11 protein-coding genes and 1 tRNA gene are annotated in these 16,190 nt (G+C 46.2%); 7 read left to right on the forward strand and 5 right to left on the reverse strand.

The genetic code is table 11. The features are described from left to right. Nucleotides 1-53: 53 nt before the first annotated feature. Complete coding sequence (locus tag PSE7367_RS04265; RefSeq protein ID WP_015164133.1) at nucleotides 54-1,304, reverse strand: glycosyltransferase family 4 protein; 1,251 nt, start codon at nucleotides 1,302-1,304, stop codon at nucleotides 54-56. Nucleotides 1,305-1,547: 243 nt separating this feature from the next. Further along, entirely contained in the window at nucleotides 1,548-2,837 is a 1,290-nt protein-coding gene (gene glyA, locus PSE7367_RS04270; RefSeq protein WP_015164134.1) for a serine hydroxymethyltransferase, read from the reverse strand. Between the two features lie 396 nt (nucleotides 2,838-3,233). Between glyA and PSE7367_RS04275 the strand changes: the two genes are divergently transcribed. Then, a complete protein-coding gene (locus PSE7367_RS04275; protein ID WP_015164135.1) occupies nucleotides 3,234-3,812 on the forward strand; it encodes a Uma2 family endonuclease in 579 nt (192 codons plus the stop codon). 66 nt (nucleotides 3,813-3,878) lie between these two features. Here PSE7367_RS04275 and PSE7367_RS04280 read toward each other — a convergent pair whose 3' ends face one another. Further along, nucleotides 3,879-5,384, reverse strand: a complete 1,506-nt coding sequence (locus tag PSE7367_RS04280; RefSeq protein WP_015164136.1) for a phosphoglucomutase/phosphomannomutase family protein — start codon at nucleotides 5,382-5,384, stop codon at nucleotides 3,879-3,881. Nucleotides 5,385-5,981: 597 nt separating this feature from the next. Here PSE7367_RS04280 and PSE7367_RS20135 point away from each other — a divergent pair. The 3 genes from PSE7367_RS20135 to PSE7367_RS04295 all read left to right on the forward strand — a co-directional run bounded on the left by PSE7367_RS20135 (nucleotide 5,982) and on the right by PSE7367_RS04295 (nucleotide 9,739). After that, entirely contained in the window at nucleotides 5,982-7,811 is a 1,830-nt protein-coding gene (locus PSE7367_RS20135) for a serine/threonine-protein kinase (protein ID WP_015164137.1), read from the forward strand. Nucleotides 7,812-8,098: 287 nt separating this feature from the next. Beyond that, complete coding sequence (gene rph, locus PSE7367_RS04290) at nucleotides 8,099-8,833, forward strand: ribonuclease PH (RefSeq protein WP_015164138.1); 735 nt, start codon at nucleotides 8,099-8,101, stop codon at nucleotides 8,831-8,833. A 354-nt stretch (nucleotides 8,834-9,187) separates the two neighbouring features. Beyond that, on the forward strand, nucleotides 9,188-9,739 hold the full coding sequence (locus PSE7367_RS04295; protein WP_015164139.1) for an FKBP-type peptidyl-prolyl cis-trans isomerase: 552 nt from the start codon (nucleotides 9,188-9,190) through the stop codon (nucleotides 9,737-9,739). 160 nt (nucleotides 9,740-9,899) lie between these two features. Here the strand turns inward: PSE7367_RS04295 and PSE7367_RS04300 are convergent, their stop codons facing one another. Beyond that, entirely contained in the window at nucleotides 9,900-10,943 is a 1,044-nt protein-coding gene (locus PSE7367_RS04300) for a pentapeptide repeat-containing protein (RefSeq protein ID WP_051037863.1), read from the reverse strand. A 436-nt stretch (nucleotides 10,944-11,379) separates the two neighbouring features. Next, nucleotides 11,380-11,440: transfer RNA gene (locus PSE7367_RS21790), tRNA-Gly, on the reverse strand. Between the two features lie 119 nt (nucleotides 11,441-11,559). Here PSE7367_RS21790 and PSE7367_RS04305 point away from each other — a divergent pair. From PSE7367_RS04305 to PSE7367_RS04315, 3 genes are all read left to right on the forward strand, one after another. After that, the gene (locus PSE7367_RS04305) at nucleotides 11,560-12,702 is read left to right on the forward strand and encodes a site-specific integrase (protein ID WP_015164141.1); all 1,143 of its coding nucleotides are present in this window, start codon (nucleotides 11,560-11,562) and stop codon (nucleotides 12,700-12,702) included. Between the two features lie 155 nt (nucleotides 12,703-12,857). Further along, entirely contained in the window at nucleotides 12,858-13,694 is an 837-nt protein-coding gene (locus tag PSE7367_RS04310) for a hypothetical protein (RefSeq protein ID WP_015164142.1), read from the forward strand. 243 nt (nucleotides 13,695-13,937) lie between these two features. Then, on the forward strand, nucleotides 13,938-16,163 hold the full coding sequence (locus PSE7367_RS04315) for a VapE domain-containing protein (protein WP_015164143.1): 2,226 nt from the start codon (nucleotides 13,938-13,940) through the stop codon (nucleotides 16,161-16,163). Nucleotides 16,164-16,190 lie beyond the last annotated feature (27 nt).

A 16,190-nucleotide genomic window follows, 5' to 3' on the forward strand; every position in this document is an offset into this window, starting at 1 on the left:
ATGCATGAACCAATTCCTAGTTGCCCATTGGCTGCTCGCTCAAGAACTACTAGTTAATTGCGATTGGACTGATCAAATTTATTATCAAAGTTATTACCCTTGCCCTCTTCGATCGCCTTTTTTTCTTGATTCTGACCAAATTCAGGCGCTAATGATTCAATCGATTCAGGGGAGCAGGTTTCTGGTTGATGATCATAATTATGCTTGCTGCCAAGTTTACGATCGGCCAGGTGGCGCTGTTTGGCCTGCCGTCTAATCCTGACGATTACCTGATAGGAAGCGATCGCCATAATTACTGTTGTCACCGCCGCATAGGTGCCCCCCGCTGGCATCCCGGAAAAAGCTAGCGCCAGACTGCCCACCCACAAAGTCAAGGCATAAATATAAATTACGGTGCGCCGTTTTGATAAACCTGCCCGTACCAGGCGATGATGCAAATGGTGTTTGCCCGCGCCCATCAACGACTCACCCCGCCGCAATCGCTCCAGCAACACCGCAGAGCCATCCAGGATCGGCACCGCCAGAATAATATAGGGCAAAATTACCGCTACCGTGGTAACACTTTTCACCAACCCCAGCACACTTACCCCAGCCAGGGTAAAGCCTAGATAATAGGCTCCCCCATCACCCATAAATATTTCCGCCGCACTGGTGAATTTAAAGTTGTAGCGCAAGAAACCCAGACACCCACCCGCCAGAGCCGCCGCGATCAAAGCAGCAGCAGGCTGATCCATAAATAAACTGGCAATTAAAATCACCGCCGCCGCGATCGCACTCACACCAGCAGCCAATCCATCCAAGCCATCGATCCAGTTAATTGCATTCGGCATCCCGGCCAGCCACAACACCGTAATCGGCAAACTCAACCAGCCGAGATTAATTACCCCAATAAAAGGGATCGTAATAAAATCAATGCTCACCCCCACCTGCCAGGCGACCGCCGCGATCGCAAGCTGAAGCACCAAGCGAAACCCAGCGGAAAGATTAAAAATATCATCGGCCAAGCCCACCAGAAAGAAAGCTAGGCCACCGATGGTTACGCCCCAGATTTCGTAGTCTTGCTCCCTGGGCAACACACCAAACCAACCAAATTCCCAGGCCAGCAAAAGCGCCACCAATGAACCCAGAAAGATCGATACGCCGCCCAATCGCACCACCGGCGCACTATGCATTTTGCGATCGTTAGGGCGATCGACTACCCCAGCCCGTAGCCCCAAACGACGCACGATCGGAACCGTGCACCAGACCACCAGGGTTGATACACCAAACACAACTAAATATGGAATTGCAGATCCCTGCACCATTAGAAAACGATTGAGCCCTACTTACATCTCCGTTTGCCAGCATATCAGCAATCACTGAGCTATCAATCGGCTAAGCGATCCAAATTCGCTGCTTTGTTGCGATGCATGGCAATTAAATGCCCAAGCCCAGATCATACCTAATCACGGCTACCTAAAAGCCGCGCCAAACGGGTTTAACTGGATCGAATCAATAATCGAATAAATATAAATATAAATATTAAGGTCAATGAGCAGCTTCTTGGGTTAGGCAAATGTCGGCACCTTCTGATCCGTGCCCGCATACAAGTTTTCATAGAGCGGAAAGCGCTCACAGAGAGCAGCTACGCGCTGTTGGCATTGTGCTTTAATCGACTCGTCTTCTGGGTTAAGCAGGCGATCGGCAATAATATTGGCGATTTCCTTGAATTCCTCGGTGCCCATACCCCTGGTGGTCATGGCTGGTGAACCCAAACGCAAGCCACTGGTCACAAACGGGGATTCCGGATCAAAGGGAACAGTGTTTTTATTGGCCGTAATTTGCACATCACTAACCAAGCGATCGGCAATTTTGCCAGTCATACCAATGCTGCGCAGATCCACCAGGATCAAATGGTTGTCGGTGCCATCGGAAACCAGTTTGAAGCCGCGTTCCTGGAGGCGAGTGCCCATTGCCTGAGCATTGGCGATCACCTGGGCGGAATAATCCTTGAATTCCGGTTGCAGTGCTTCCCCGAATGCCACCGCCTTCGCTGCGATCACATGCTCAAGGGGGCCACCCTGTGAACCAGGAAATACACCCTTATCAAATTTCTTGCCCAGATCTGGATCGCGGGTGAGAATAAGGCCACCGCGAGGGCCGCGCAGGGTTTTATGGGTGGTGGTGGTGACCACATCACAGATCGGCACTGGATTGGGATGATTGCCCGTGGCGACCAATCCGGCAATGTGGGCAATGTCTGCCATTAAGTAGGCACCCACCTGATCGGCGATCGCCCTGAACCTGTCAAAGTCGATTTTGCGCGGATAGGCCGAATAACCACAGATGATCATTTTGGGCTTGTGCTCCAGCGCCAGGGCACGTACCTGCTCAAAATCGATCTGCTCGGTTTGCTGGTTTACGCCATACTGCACCACCTTGAACCACTTGCCGGAAACATTCACCGGAGAGCCGTGGGTGAGGTGGCCACCGTGGGACAAATCCATGCCCATGATTGTATCGCCTGGTTTCAGTAGCGCCAGAAAAACCGCAAAGTTGGCCTGGGCACCGGAGTGGGGTTGCACGTTGGCATGGGCAGCGCCGAAGATTTGCTTAGCCCGATCGATCGCCAAAGACTCTACTTCATCGATGAATTCACAGCCGCCGTAGTAGCGTTTGCCCGGTAGACCTTCGGCATATTTATTGGTTAGCACCGACCCTTGAGCTGCCATCACAGCGGGGGAAGCAAAGTTTTCACTGGCGATCAACTCGATGTGGGTGCGTTGTCTGCCCAGCTCTCGGCCCAGCATTTGGGCAACTTGTGGATCGCTTTGGGCTAAGGATGAAATGAAGGCCACGGCAAATCTCCCGATTGAATACTTTATTAACTAGAACTAATTAGAATTACCTAGTCTACCTAAGCTTACTCAAGCTTATTCAGTTTAACTAAGCTTGATCATGACCAATAGTTGTTGGTGTGGTTTGCAGCTTGACGCTGTGTGTCAATCCTGCTCGAATATGCTAGCACGCTTAACTACAACCTTGGTAAGTGGTAATTTTTAAAGTTGCGATCAGGGCTAAAATCCTGAATCTAGTTAGCTTTTCTTGCTCAAACTTATGGGTCTGCTAAGGTTAAAGAGAATGATAGTTAGACTTTTTGAATTTTTTTGCTTAAGGTTGCTGATTATTGCTCAAGATCACAGGTTATTAAAAATTTCGATCGCCCCTGATATCTTTCCAAGCGGCTCCAGCACATGACGATCGCCCCTACCAAAACCTATACTGCGGCTGAATATTTGACCCTGGAAACCGAATCAGAAATTCGGAATGAATATCGTGATGGTGAAATTATACCTATGACCGGTGGCACACCTGCCCATAACCAAATCGCGGGGGCATTGTTGGTGATTCTAAAATTAGCGCTGAAGGGTCAGCCATATCAGGTATTTATCGCCGATCAAAGGTTACATATTCCCGATCGCAATATTTATACTTATCCCGATCTAATGGTTACGGCTCAGCCTCTACAACTACAAACGGGGCGCAATGATACGGTGATTAATCCCGTGGCGATCGCGGAGGTTTTATCGGACTCAACCAAAAATTACGATCGCACGGATAAGTTTGCTGCCTATCGATCGATCGCCTCATTTCAGGAATATTTGCTGATCGATCAATACCAACCCCATGTGGAGCACTACAGTAAGCAGGGCAATCGGGAGTGGCTGTTCAGAGAGTATGACAGCGTTAGTGATCAATTGCTGATGCGATCGATTCAGGTTGAAGTATCGCTAGCAGAGTTATATGAAGGAATTGAGTTTGCAAGTAATTAATTAAGCCGCTTCGATCATTCAAGTATTGGAATAAGGTTATGGATCGCCAGGAATTTATCGATCGCCTTAAAACTTTTCCACCCAATCGCTAATCCAACTCAAAGTCTCTTGCACTAACTCCATCGTGGCCGCCTCGCAATAGAGCCGCAACACAGGCTCCGTCCCACTAAACCTTACCAGCAACCAGCTTTGATCCGCCAATCGAAACTTAAACCCATCCCGACTATCGATCGCCACCACCTTACGCCCCGCCACTTCGTCCAGGGGATTAGCGCTGAGGTAGGCCATTAGCTTGTCCTTGATCTCCAGGCTGGACAGGCGTTTATCGATTCGATCGTACTCAGAATGATAATCAGTCTTGTCGCGCAAATTCTGATAGAGATCGCTGAGATCTTGTTTGGCCGTAGCGATCGCTTCCAGCACATACAGCGCCGACAGCAGCGCGTCACGTTCGGGGATATGATTGCCATAACCCACGCCACCGGATTCCTCGCCGCCGATCATTGGTGGATTGCCCTGCGCCTTTAGCTCTAGCATTCGCTCCGCAATATATTTATAGCCCACCGGGGTTTCATAGGTAGGCAGATCATAGAGTGCCGCCACCCTGGGCATGAGATCAGCGCCGCTGATCGTTTTGATCAATTCGCCACTAAAACCACGATTTTGCGCCAGATGGGAAATTAAAATTGGGATCAATATCTGTGTGCTCAGGAAATTGCCCGCACTATCAACCGCCGCGATCCGATCGGCATCGCCATCAAATACCAAGCCCACGGACAATTTTTCGGGGTTTTGGCGATGGAATTCTTTGATTTGCGCTAGCAATCGCTCCATATAACGGGGCAATGGTTCCGGTGCGCCACCACCAAACAACGGATCAGCGATGGTATTTAATTCATGAATACTGCCACTTGCCCCAGATTTCTCGCCCACCTGCAAAATCCGCTCCAGGCCAGTCGCTGCCGCCCCATGCATCACATCCGCAAAAACAGTTAATTCCCCACTGCGGATTTGCTCGCGGATTAAATCAATATCAACCTTGGTGCGCAATGCAGCACAATAGCTCTGCCAGGGATCGAATGAGGTAATTTTTCCAGGCGATCGCTGCTCTGGTTGGGGGAACTTAGCCGGATTATTAACTCTTGCTTCCACCTGCTTAGTCAATTCTGGCGCAACCGAACCACCAAACGCCCCTTTGATTTTCAAGCCCGAATAGATCGCCGGATTGTGGCTAGCCGTAATCACCAGGGCTCCCAGTGCTTTTTGCTCAAAGGCTGCCCAGCTAAATGCGGGTGTGGGTGCATAACCATTGGCAAGCAACACATCAAACCCTGCCTGTGAGACGGCATCAGCTACACTTTGGGCAAACTCTGGCGACAGAAACCGCCGATCGTAACCGACAATAATTAAATTAGGCTGTGCTGATTGATCGCCAAAGGTCTCGGCCATGACTTGAGCGGCAACGGGAGCCACCAGGGCGAGGCGATCGAAGGTAAATTCAGCGGCGATCACGCCACGCCAACCATCAGTGCCAAAGCGGATCGGTGGGGTTAGGGTTTGTTCTTCAGGCATATTTTCAGGGGTGGGGGTTAGCTAAAGTTGCGATCGATGGCGAGAGTTTTTAATCAGTTGATTTGCGGCCTAATTCTGAATCAATCAAGGGCTGGCAAGAAGTCCAAATTTTGAACAGCAATATGATTTCGGTCGATATTTGATGATGGGCGCAAGAAGTTGTAATCAGTCTAATATCAACTCCGGATCAACAGGACTAATATTAATACCAATTCAAGCAAACAATGGTGATGGCAAACAACTAAAGAATTGAGGTATTGCTGAACAAGTAAGGACTGGGGAAATAGTTAAATATCTACAACCCAGACAAGCTCGGCTACGAATTTTAAATTGATTGTCAATTATCCTTACTACTGCATAACTATCAGAACTGAGGGGGCGATCGCCATTAAGTCTGGATCAGGATGTGGCGTTATGAATCATGGCCTGAGGCAATTATTTGGATCGATTGAAATCAAAAGAAATAAAAATTACCACAAGTGGTATCCCCGCCATAGCGCTTAGATCAAGCCACAGCAAGACATTTTGCCTGAACCGCGATCGTGGGTATATTAAAATTAGCTAAGGTATTAATATTATTTAGTTGCTCAAACCACCATGTCAGCAAAAATACTGCGCGGTCACTACAAAATCCTAAAGCCCCTGGGCAGTGGTGGTTTTGGTAAAACTTTCTTAGCCGCAGATACTGACCTACCTGGCAATCCCACCTGTGTGGTCAAAATGCTCAAACCGATGACGGGTGAGCCAGTGGTGATCAAAACGGCGCAGCGATTATTTAATAAAGAAGCAGAAATCCTTTATAAGCTTGGTAATCATGATCAGATTCCGCGTCTGATGGCTCACTTCGAGCAAAGTAATCGATTTTTTCTGGTGCAAGAGTATGTGGAGGGTAAAGGCTTAAATCGGCTACTTACGCCCGGTCGGCAATTTCCCCAGAAAGTGGTTTTAGACTTACTCCAAGATCTTTTGCAAGTGCTGGATTTTGTGCATGGACAACAGGTGATCCACCGTGACATTAAGCCAGCGAATTTGATTATGCGTGATAGCGATCGCAAAATTGTGCTGATCGACTTTGGCGCAGTTAAGGAGATGAGTGGCCTGACGATGATGGATTCGGGCAAAACTAATATCACCATCACGATCGGTACGCCGGGATACATGCCCTCGGAGCAATTGGCAGGTAAACCACGCTATTGCAGCGATCTCTATGCTTTGGGAATGGTGGCGTTGCAAGCCCTGACCGGATGCGATCCAGGGGAGTTGCCCGAAGATGCTAAGACGGCTGAGATCAAATGGCGCGATCGCCTTGGCGAAAACTACTGCCATCCCATGCTGGCGGCAATTCTGGATAAAATGGTGCGCTATGACTTTCGCAATCGCTATCAATCGGCCGCAGAAATTTTAGTTTCCCTCGATGAAATTCAAAATAATGTGCTGGCTAGCAAGTCCTTTGGAGCTGAAGCCAATATTGCCGAAGACCTAGCAGAAGGGGAAACCATTGTTACTGGCAATCAGGGCTTGGTTGGCAATACTGGTAGCTCCCCAGCGGGGCAAGATCATGAAGCCACAGTTGTGCATAATTCCACTGCCAAGCAATATTCCAGGACAACTCAGGCCAATCCCAGCGTGCCGACTCAGACCAATCACCCTAGTCAATCATCACCTCGCCGCGTTGCCACCACGATTTACACCAATCGAAAATCAGTTAGCAGAGCAAAGTCTAAGCCAAAAAAATCTGCCAACCTGCTGGGCTGGGGCATGGGTGCGTTTGCTTTAGTGGGTCTTGGTGGTTTGGGGACATTTTGGTTAATGCGATCGCCCGAACCAATTTTGCAATCAAGCGTGCAACCTAATCCCCCCTCTACCGCTACTACTGAGACAACGCCAACCGCACCAGCCCAAACTGCGCCCGTAAGCACTACCACCCCGCCCCCTGCTGCAAATAATCCCAGCAAGCCAGAGCCAGCCACCACACCCCAACCCACTACTCAACCACAACAACCTATCCAGGTCACAGTTCAGGAAACGAATAATCCGCCTGCGGCTCCAGTTCAATCAGCGCCTGCACCAATCCAGACAACTGCGCCTGTGACTGCTCCACCACAACCGACTCAACCACAGCAGGTAGCCGCCACCACGCCTCAACAACCTCAGCCAAGTCAACAATCGGCAAACCCCTTACTGACTGTGAATATCAATGTACTTGGCCCACCGCAAATTGAATCGATGGTTGCTTCCTTTGGTCCCCAGAAGGCGGTTGAGTTCATAGAGCAGGCGATCGATCAAAATCCCAATAGTTGGAAACTATATATGGCAAAGGGCAAGTTCCTGAGTCAGTTAGGCAGACATGCAGAGGCCAAAGCAGCGCAAGATAAAGCAATTTCTCTTGGTGCACCTCCGGTTCCTACTCGCCCAGGAAGTCGTTAACCTCGATCGAGTTTACCGGCACTGAAGATTAATTGCCTGTTCTTGATGATTAATTAATTAGCTGGTCAGGGCTTGTCCCGATCGCAATTGCTTATTATCGACTTATCGACATAATTAAGGCTTGGTCGATCGACATCTGGATCTTGATCGCAGCGCTTGGCTTGTGTTTTATGGACAAGGACTTAATAATCACACGCCTGGATTATGGTTCAATGGTCGAGCTAGCTAGATCACAATTGTGATTAATATTTTTACTGGCGATCGCAAGTCATCCATTCTCATTTTTTATGTCTATAGAAAATCCTAATCCTAATCTTCGCGTTGATGGCCGCAGCCATGACCAACTCCGGCCAGTGGAATTCCAATTGGGGTTTGTGGAAACGCCCGCCGGATCGGTACTGGCAAAATTTGGTAAAACCCACTTGCTTTGTACCGTCTCGATCGAACCAGGTGTGCCCAGATTCTTGACTGACAGTGGCCAAGGTTGGCTGACCGCAGAATATCGCTTGATGCCCGGTTCCACCAGTCCGCGTCATGGTCGAGAACTAATGAAGCTATCGGGGCGCACCCAGGAAATTCAACGTTTGATCGGACGCAGTTTACGGGCAGCAATGGATCTAACTAAAATTCCTGACTACACAATCACGGTGGATGTGGATGTGTTACAAGCAGACGCTGGCACTCGCACTGGCGGCATCACAGCGGGGTATGTGGCGCTCAAAGCAGCGATCGATAAGCTGATCCAACAGGGCACGATCGCCAACTCACCAATCAAACAAGCGATCGCGGCGGTTTCGGTTGGCATCGTTGCTGGTCAACCCTACCTGGATTTGAACTATCCAGAAGATTCAACCGCTGAGGTGGATTTGAATGTGGTGATGTCTGGTGGGATGCAAATTATCGAATTGCAGGGTACTGCTGAGGCAGGTGACTTTAGCCGCACCCAGCTAAATCAAATGCTGGATCTGGCTGAAAAAGGGATCGGTCAGTTGTTGCCAGCCCAGGTAAATGCTTTTGTTTAATTGGCAATCACATCCAGCCACCGCGAATGATAATATGCAAAATAGCTGCTAGTCCATTTTGCTGGTTTTGCTAAGGTATTATTGCCAACCCTAATTCCAGGGGCAAATTATTAGCACCATGCCCAATAATTGTAATTACCAGTTTTGACATGAAATATAGTTACTCATGGTTACTGCAATATCAGACACATTTTTAGGATGCATGGAAAAGCAGGGGAAGGGCAGAAAAGGATCGCTTCCCCAGTGATTGTAAAGTGATTGTAATTAGTAATTAATGCGTAAAACTAGCTAATAGGCGACGAATAGCCAGTAATTGGTTGCGTTGTGGCGTACTTTTGATGAAGGAGGAATACTTTGAAAGGAATTTTAATTAGCTTTGGGATTACGGCGATCGCAGTCTTGGTTTTGATCTTAGTGCAGTTGAATGATGGTAGAACTGCCGCGATCGCAGCAGAGCCAGCCAAGGCTGATAACATAGGAGTTGTTTCCGAAGTTGCGGAAGCTGCTGAAAATATTTCTAGTGATATCAATATGATTGCTGCAGACGAAGGATCTGATAACCCCAAAATTGTAACCACTGAGTCTGGTCTTAAGTATCGTGAACTTAAGGTTGGCGGCGGTGCACAGCCCAAAGAAGGGCAAACCGTAGTAGTACATTACATTGGCACCCTGGAAGATGGCACCAAGTTCGATAGCTCCCGCGATCGTAACTTCCCCTTTAAGTTCAAGCTTGGTAAAGGTGAAGTAATCAAAGGCTGGGATGAAGGCTTGGCTAGTATGCGCGTAGGCGGTCGCCGTGAATTGATCATCCCACCGGAGTTGGGCTATGGCTCTCGCGGTGCTGGTGGTGTGATTCCTCCTAATGCCACCCTCATTTTTGACGTTGAGCTGTTACGTGTTTCTTAGGGCTAATGCTGATTGCTCCGATTAGGCAAATTCAGCGATCGGCTTAATTAATTAAGCAAGCAAAGTCAGTCACTTAAGCATTTTAGTGGCTGATTATTTTTCTTTTTAGTTTAATCAAATTAGTTTAATCAAAAATATTTAGCTTCATCAAAAACAACTGCTAGCTACTCAAAGGCTTGATATAACGAGCCACACCAGCACCGATCGCCCCAAGTTCCGTTAAATAGGCGATCGTTTCTTCCGATAAACCAGTACAGAGGTTGAAATGGGCATTGTTTAGTTTAACTGCACTAAAGATCGCCCCGGTGGCATCCACTAATTCAAAGTTAAGGTTACTGAGGCTGGCAGCATGGAAGTTCGCCCCCTTTAAGCAGGCTTGTCCTAAAACCACCCCTTCCAGGCTACTATCGCGGAAATCCGCACCCCACAATTCTGCCTTGGATAGATCCGATCTACTAATTTTTGCCCCCTGAAACTTCGCCACCCTCAATATGGCTTGAATAAAACTAGAATCAGAAATCTCTGCACTATTCAGGTTGGCACCGCGCAAATTAGCATGTTCCAGATTAGTTTGATTTAGCTTTGCTTCGCTGAGATCTGCACCTCTGAGATTGGCGTGGGAAAGGATCGCCTCACTGAGATCGGCCTTGCTCAAATTACTACCCTTGAGGTGGGCATAGCTGAGGTCCGTGCCGCGCAGTTTGGCTCCCCACAAATTAATGCCACTTAAGTTAACCTCACTGAGGTCTGCGCCATTGAGATCCGCACCCCAAATATTTACCTGATCTAGATTGGCTTTAGCTAGGCAGGCTTGGGAAAGGTTGGCTCCGGCTAGGTCTGCACCAGTTAAATCCGCACCACTTAAGTCGGCCTGATAGAGCTGAGCACCACTAAACCGACCACCAATCAATTTTGCATTGGTAAACTTCGCGCCATGTAAGCTAGCAAAACTAAAGGTGGTTTCATCCAGCAGAATCGCATTACTAAAGTTAGCGCCATTTAAATTAGAGCCCTTGAAGATCGCCCCGGTCAGATCTTGACCACTGAGATCAATGCCACTGAGCTCTGCGTCTGCAAAGAAACGCTCACCGGCGGCATAGAGTTTAAGCAGATTATCAGCTTTTAATTGGGCTTTTTGCGAATCAGTTGCTTCCTGGGCATCGCTAGCGATCGCCTCATCCATAACAGCTTGTGCAATACTCATTAGTGATTATATTAACAGCGATAAACATCTAGCCTCTGGCAAATTTTTAGTTGAGTGCGGTTTGCGGTTGGATTAGACAGTGATGTTAATTATGAGCTTGACTTTAGGCTGACACATGGTTATTGACTTTGATGACTTTAAAAAAAATTTATTGTTGCGATCGCTTCTGCAAGGCTTAAATAGGCCTTTTGCCAGAGCTAATCTAGCAACGGGGAAATGCGAATGCCGTCACTCCAACTTACTAACACTTAGCTTAGCTTGATTCCCTTCCCCCCTGCTTATTTATACTAGTTTTGAATCCCTCATGATCTGGTTTTCGTCCAGCTACATTGTTGACGGTGAACTCACCATCACTAAGGCGATGCGATTAGATTATAAATGTCAACTAATCGCCATCAACTCACCAGATTAATTGTCGTCTAAAAATACTCAAAGCGGATGAAGAGATTCGAACTCTCGACATTCTCCTTGGCAAGGAGACGCTCTACCACTATGCTCTCAGGGCTGCGCCCTTTCGAGCAGGGGGATACATAGCTTTTTAGTTACCCGAATAATCGTAGCAAATCCTACCCAAATCAGCCAATTTCTACCCTTATTGGTACGGAATTGGTACGGGATGAAACCTCCGAAAGGCAGTGTAGCTATAGAGAACAGGGATAATCGCATACGTTTACGCTGGAGTTTTAACGGTGAGCGCTATTGTTTATCACTTGGATTAAACTATACTCAAATAAATCTTAAAGCCGCTCAACAAGTTGCTAACCAGATTGAGCTAGACATACTAAGTGGAAACTTTGATTTATCTCTAAACAAGTATAAGCCCGCAAAGATAAGTTTTGCTAATAAATCAAAGCTTTCTAAAAATCCAAATCTCTTAGAGGTTTGGGATGTATGGGTTAATAGCCTTAAATTAACATCCAGGACTAAAAACAGGCATTACATGCAAATTAGAGGCCTGATTCGTAAGGCAAACCCAAAGCTAAAAGATCCCAAGTGGTTTACCAAAATTGATACCTTATCGCCAGAGATCTGGAATTCAAGGCTAAGTTACTTAAGTTCATGCCTGGATTGGTGTATTGATAAAGGATATGCAGCAGAGAACCCATACAAAGGACTTAAGCGCAGAAAATCAGCCACCAAAGCAGCTAAACCTTTCACCAAACAAGAGATCAACTCAATTATTCTGGCCTTCAGGACTGACCAATTCTGCCCCCAATCATCAAGCTATAAGCATAGCTACTATGCAGACTATGTTGAATTTTTATTTCTAACTGGTTGTAGGCCTGCTGAGGCGATCGGGCTCCAGCGCAAGCATATTGACCTTGAGCGCAATGAGATAGTCATATGCTCAGTATTGGCTAGAGGTGATAATGGCGAAACTAGCTCTAATAAACGAGTCCGCAAAGAGACTAAAACAGGCAATATCCGCTACTTGACTATGACTGAGCGATTAAGACAAATCATGGAATCAAGGTGCGCCGATCTACAGCCCGATTGCCTTGTTTTTAGGTCACCTAAGGGCTTAGCGATCAATGACAATAATTTTACTCGTAGACAATGGAAACCAGTTCTAGAGGGGTTAGGCATTGAGTATCGGAAGCCATACACAACCAGGCATACTATGGCCTCGATCGCAATTGAACAGGGCATACCCTTAACGGGGGTAGCATATTTACTTGGCCATAAAGATACAACAATGGTTATGCGTACCTACGGCCATATGATTAACCGTCCCAGCTTGCCTGAGATAGATATTTAGTATTGATATTTTTGGGATTTGTGATCTAAACAAGAATCAAACCAGCACATAGTAGACTCAGATTGATCGCTACTCGATGTTCCTGCACATCTCAAAGTATATTCAGAGAAAGCTATAGGTGTAGCCAGGAAGTTATTTTTTAGAATCAATCGAGTATGCAAGTAGACTCTGAGCTTGAACTCAAGGCAATTAATGCACTGCAGTATGACCTTATCAGACCTAACCCAAAACTGAAAAATTTAAACATTGCACAAAAACATCAACTTTTATTAAACAAACATAAATGGAGTGCGATCACCCACTGGGTAGCTTTTATTCGATATTCTTGGTTAATTAATATAGATAAGCCCCCTGAAGATGAGCTTCATAGCGATCAAGAGCAATTTTCAAGAATGTTGATATCAGCTCTTGATGTTTGTGGACATCTCTATGCAGAGTTTTACTGGAACAAAGAAAACCCACCCTATAAGAGCTATGCTCACTGGTGGTTAGGTTATGTATGGGAAATAAAACGAGCAGAAGCGAGAGCTGCTCTTTACTCTAATAAAAAGAGCTTAAAGCGCAAAGGCAAGATTGAGCCTATGCGAAAGGAAGTCATTGGAGTACTTCGAAACCGAAAAATACCTGAGGGATACAAGGATAATCCTAATTTAAAGCATCACTTCGACCTATATCAGAAGGCGATTGAAATACTAAATAGAAATAACGAGAGCTCAGGAGGCTTGAGAAGGCTAGGTTGGGATCATTATTTAAGTAGTTATACCGCTCACATCCAGTATTTGCATAATAATCCTGAATTAAAATCTGTTTTCAAAATAAATGATCGTTTGTTCTACTCAGATGTGAGCAAGAAAGTAGAGCCCTTAACTAGAGACCTAACAGGGATTGAGAAGACTTTCTATGATCATTTCATCGCTCCAGATGCACCTAAATGTCGGCTAGATGAAACTTTCCTCGTTTTAGGTACTCAGCTTCAAATTCCCATCGACTAAGGATTGAATATCCTCAATAGGGCATGGCATGAATCATGAATGTCCTAAGAAACAATTTCCGCTCCAGAAAAGTTGGAACGGATAGGGAAGTTATTTATACTTTTAGAATCATGTACATTATATTATCACATCTAAACCTTTATCTCAATATGGTTCTGTAGATATATTTAGTGCATGATCGACTGACTATTTGGTTAAAGAGCATAAATAGCTTCCTCAATTTAAAAATATTGAGGAACAACTATGATTAAAGCAAGTACTCTTGCAGAAGAGCGTCCCAGATCTGATGCCAATACCAAGCCAAGTACGATCAGGCCAGAAATTTCTAAAATAATTGCTGAGCTTCAATTTTTGAGCCTCCCAGCACTGCCAGTAGCGCCAGGGCATAAGAACCCTAGTTTCATCAATTCTGCTGGTGAGATTGAAAATATCAAGCATTCTGAATACCACGATCGGATGCCTACCGAAGATGAGCTAAGGGAGTGGTTCTCCCATGCCGATGTAGGTATTGGAGCCCTGGGATCTATTAGGTACAGATGGCTCGACCTGGATGCTAAGCATTTTGATTCACCAGACAAATGTGAAGCTGCCTTCAAGGAGCTTATCCCTAACTACGAGAATTACTGGGTTGAGAGAACGCAAAGCGGTGGATGCAGAGTATTGGTTGATTGTGGTGATAATCCACCTGACTTTACTAATTTCAGTCTGAGCCCTGACGGAGAACATGTTGGCGAACTAATTGGTGTAGGCAGATTCGCTGTTCTAGCTCCTACTGTTGGTCAAAATGGTCGGTATGAAAAGATTACTGATAGTTACGAACCAATACTGTTTGATGAACTTGAAATCTACCAATACAGTGGTAAAACTGGAAAAAGCAAACAGATCGATAATGTCAAAAGTTCTAATCTGGTCGATCTGGATAACCAAAATAACGAGCCTGAAAAATTAATATCCCATGCATCTATCAATATTAGTGGAAATAGCAGAGTAGTCCCTCTAATAGAGATCATTTCCGAGAATGCAAAAAAAGTGATTGCTGGAGTTGATATTAGTAATGATCGATCTGGTTCGCTAGCAGCCCTATTGAATGAACTGGTTGGTTGGCAGAACTTCTGTCATAGGCATGGTATCCCGCATTCTAATGATTTGAGTTATCTTGCTCATGAGGCGGGTTCCAAGCTAGGTATTGACTCTGATCGAATTAACCGAATCATCAAAACCATTGATCCTAGTTGCATGCCAAGCTGCCACTATCAAGGTGGTGATGATGCCTGTTGGACGAAGCTCAACAAGTATGGATATTATCCAAAATTGTATGATGATGCCAGTCCTACATCCACCAGATCTAACTCTTCTGAACTTGCCAAAAACTACGCTGAGATCGAATATGCCCTTAGTGGTCGGCTGCGATATAACGAGTTAAAGTCTGCAATTGAACTGGATGGGCAGCTATTTGAAGAGGATTCGGCACGATTGTGGTTGGCCAATACTCTGGGAGTTACATTAAGTCAGAGCGACGCATGGAACAGCATTACCTCTATTGCTAAGAATAACTCCTATCATCCTGTCCAAGAGTATTTCAATCTGTTGGCAACTGAAGATATTGATCCAGATCAAGTCATCAATGGACTCGCAGTTAAGCTGTTTGGTGTTGTCGATCCCATTTACTATATTTATCTTAAAAGATGGCTAATTGGGGTCGTGGCCAGAGTGTTTGACCCAGGTTGCAAGATGGATACGATCCTTATACTTCAGGGCAAGGAAGGGTTAGGTAAGTCAATGTTATTCGCCAAAATGTGTAAATATCCTGAATGGTTCTGTGATGACATGGGCAGCATCAAAGACAAGGATCAATTACTCAAGATGCATCATGCTCTGATCACTGAGTGGAGTGAGGCGGACTCATTGTTAGCAAAAAATGACAGCTCAAGCATGAAAGCATTTGTCTCCTGCCGTGAGGATAATATTCGCAAACCTTATGCTAGAGAGAGTAAGCTATACAAGCGCAGAGGTGTGATTGTCGGCACCACAAATCGAAGCGACTTTCTAGGCGATGAAGCAACTGGCGATCGCCGATTCTGGGTTATTCCCATTGAAAAGCCTATTGATCTAGAATTTGTCAGAGCAAACAGAGATCTAATCTGGGCAGCAGCCGTCAAGTTCTATCGGCAGGGTGAGCAGTGGTGGCTCACAAGCGAGGAACAGCAGCTCTCTCACGAGTTTAACAGTGGTTACAGAGCTGTGCACCCTTGGCTGCATGAGGTTGATAAATTTGTGGCTGATAAAACCGAGCTAACTCAATCAGATCTGGATCGCTGCCTCAAAAGGATTAAGGAAGAAACTGGCACCCACACACCTCAGGATGTTAAGGCAATCCGTAAATGCATCAGAAATTTGGGTTTTAGTTCCAAAAATCGCAGGGTTGATGGCAAACAACAGACAGTGTGGGTAAAAGAGGTAGAACCTTGACCCAATGCTAGGGGTGCTAGACCAGTG

This window comes from Pseudanabaena sp. PCC 7367, from assembly GCF_000317065.1.
In the GTDB taxonomy this organism is placed as follows: domain Bacteria; phylum Cyanobacteriota; class Cyanobacteriia; order Pseudanabaenales; family Pseudanabaenaceae; genus Thalassoporum; species Thalassoporum mexicanum.